This window comes from Paenibacillus artemisiicola, from assembly GCF_017652985.1.
GTDB classification, from domain to species: Bacteria; Bacillota; Bacilli; order Paenibacillales; family Paenibacillaceae; genus Paenibacillus_Z; species Paenibacillus_Z artemisiicola.
This window is the reverse complement of the sequence record NZ_JAGGDJ010000106.1, coordinates 1-2960: the sequence shown is the minus strand read 5'-3', so window position 1 is coordinate 2960 and position 2960 is coordinate 1. Positions and strand designations below refer to the sequence as shown.

Below are 2960 nucleotides of genomic sequence, written 5' to 3'. Positions count from 1 at the left end.
CGCCGCGCGGGGCGCGGCCGGCGGCGGAGCGGGAGGCGCGGCCGCCGGCGATTTTGCCGCGGGCGACAAGGTGTCCCATGGCAAATGGGGCATCGGCACGGTCGTGTCCGTCCGCGGGACGGGGAGCGACAAGGAGCTTCAGATCGCGTTCCCGGCTCCGGTGGGACTGAAGAAGCTGCTGGCCAGCTTCGCGCCGATCACGAAGCAGTATCGAGGATGAGAGGGAGGACGTCAATGACGATCGCGATGGACCCGGGACAAAACGCCGATCCGGCAAAGCTGGCGCGCATGCGCGAGCTGGTCGATCAGCTCGCGCTCCACAACCATAGTTATTACACGCTCGATCGGCCGACGATCAGCGACAAGGAATACGACGCGCTCTACGATGAGCTCGTCCAGCTGGAGCAGCTTACCGGCACGGTGGACCCGGATTCGCCGACGCAGCGCGTGGGCGGCGAGATATTGAAAGGCTTCGAGCCTCACCGCCACCTGTCTCGGTTATGGAGCCTCGACAAGGCGCAGGACGCCGAGGATCTGATTGCCTGGAACGCGCGCGTGCGCAAAGCGATCGCGGATTACAACGCCAAGAATCCGGAAGCGGAGCCGCTGCCCGAACCGAGCTATGTCGTCGAGCTGAAGTTCGACGGCCTCACGCTGAACCTGACCTATGACGGCGGCAAGCTCGTGCAGGCGTCCACGCGCGGCAACGGAGTCGTCGGAGAAGGCATTCTGGCGCAGGTCAAGACGATCCGTTCCATCCCGCTCGTCATCCCGTATGCCGGTCTGATCGAGGTGCAGGGCGAAGGCATCATGAACCTGTCGGTGCTGGAGGCCTACAACCGGACGGCGGCGGAGCCGCTCAAGAACGCGCGCAACGCCGCCGCCGGCGCGCTGCGCAACCAGAACCCGCGAATCACCGCGGAACGGAAGCTGAACGCGTTCTTCTATAATGTCGGCTACGCGCAGGGCCTCTCGTTCGAGACCCATCAAGAGATGATTCGGTTTCTAAAGGATAACCGCTTTAAGATCAACGCGTACACGACCTACTGTTCGACGATCGAAGAGGTGCAGGCGGAGCTGGAGCGGGTAGCCGAAGGCCGCCGCGAACATGACTTCCTGATCGACGGCGCCGTCGTGAAGCTGACGGATATGCGCACGCGCGAGACGCTGGGCTACACCGACAAATTCCCGCGCTGGGCGGTCGCCTACAAGTTCGAGGCCGAGGAGACGACGACGGTGCTGGAATCCGTCTCGTGGGAGGTCGGCCGCACGGGCAAAATCACGCCGGTGGCGCGGGTGGAGCCCGTCGATCTCGCCGGCGTGACGGTCCAAAACTGCACGCTCAACAACATCGGCGACATCGAACGCAAGAATCTCAAGTTCGCGCTCGGGACGCATGTCTTCATTCGCCGTTCCAACGACGTCATTCCGGAGATATTGGGCAAAGCGGACGACGAGCCGGGCGGGGAAATCGTCGCGCCGACGACGTGCCCGTCCTGCGGCACTCCGCTCGAGCTTCGGGGGGCGCACCTGTTCTGCGGCAACAAGCGGGGCTGCCGGCCGCAGACGGTCGGCCGCATCACGCACTTCTCCTCGCGCGACGCGATGGATATCGAATCCTTCAGCATCATGACGGCGGAGCAGCTGTTCGATGAATGCGAGGTGCGCGATCCGGCGGATCTGTACGAGCTGACGTACGATGACTTGATCGGGCTCGACCGCTTCGGCGACCGCAAGGCCCGCAAGCTGCTCGAGGCGCTGGAGAAGTCCAAGGACCGCGATTTGGCCGCGTTCCTGTTCGCGCTCGGCATCCCGAACACGGGCAAGGCGACGACGAAAATGCTCGCGGACCATTTCGGCAGCCTGGCCGGCGTCCGCGCCGCGGAGATCGAGGAGCTGGTAGGCTTGCCCGACGTCGGCGGCATCGTGGCCGAGAGCATCTATACTTATTTCCGGGACCCCGTCGTATCGGAAAGTCTCGACCGGATGCTGGCGCTCGGGGTTAAAGCGCAAGGCGAGCAAGCGGCGCCGGCGCGGACCGACAGCGTGTTCAGCGGCAAGACCGTCGTGCTGACGGGCACCTTGTCCGCCATGACGCGCGACGAAGCGGCGAAGAAGCTCGAAGCGCTGGGCGCCAAGATCAGCGGCAGCGTCTCGAAGAAGACCGACTTCGTCATCGCGGGCGAGAGCGCCGGAAGCAAGCTGACCAAAGCGCGCGATCTAGGCGTTGTGGTCATCGAAGACGAGCAAGAACTGCTTCGTTTGCTGGGCGATTAATTCAAGGCGGGAACCGCACGCGAACCTTCAAGCATCGCGCGCGGTTCTTGTCATTTTTTACAAGTTGTAATCGCATCGGGGATGTGGTAAATTACTTCTTGTCGCTTTTGAGGCGGACGGCAGCAACGAATCAGTGCTTTCGACAAGAAAGTAAAAAAGATGTTGACGAACGATGAGAAAGCTGGTAACATATCGTCTTGTGGCCGCGAGAAGCGGGCGCGACGAACAAGTTCTTTGAAAACTGAACATATGGATCACGTCAGAATCCAACAATGCTTTAAACGAACGGCCTGGCCGTTTCGTACAAGCTAGCAAGTAATGAGCTAACAAGCTTATTCTATACAATGGCTTCGGCCACTTTTATGGAGAGTTTGATCCTGGCTCAGGACGAACGCTGGCGGCGTGCCTAATACATGCAAGTCGAGCGGAGTTATTCCTTCGGGGATAGCTTAGCGGCGGACGGGTGAGTAACACGTAGGCAACCTGCCTGCAAGACCGGGATAACATTCGGAAACGAATGCTAATACCGGATACGCAGTTTCCTCGCATGGGGAGACTGGGAAAGACGGTGCAAGCTGTCACTTGCAGATGGGCCTGCGGTGCATTAGCTAGTTGGCGAGGTAACGGCTCACCAAGGCGACGATGCATAGCCGACCTGAGAGGGTGATCGGCCACACTGGGAC

The 2960-nt window shown here is 61.2% G+C and carries 2 protein-coding genes and 1 rRNA gene; all 3 read left to right on the top strand.

Annotated features, from left to right (window positions below):
* A partial coding sequence (locus I8J29_RS33295; protein WP_208851549.1) for a hypothetical protein occupies positions 1-220 on the top strand: 220 nt, incomplete at its 5' end.
* A gap of 14 nt (positions 221-234) precedes the next feature.
* Positions 235-2277: an NAD-dependent DNA ligase LigA gene (gene ligA / locus I8J29_RS33290; protein ID WP_240546667.1), complete on the top strand. Its 2043-nt coding sequence runs from the start codon at positions 235-237 to the stop codon at positions 2275-2277.
* 359 nt (positions 2278-2636) lie between these two features.
* A 16S ribosomal RNA gene (locus I8J29_RS33285) occupies positions 2637-2960 on the top strand; the annotation flags it as partial.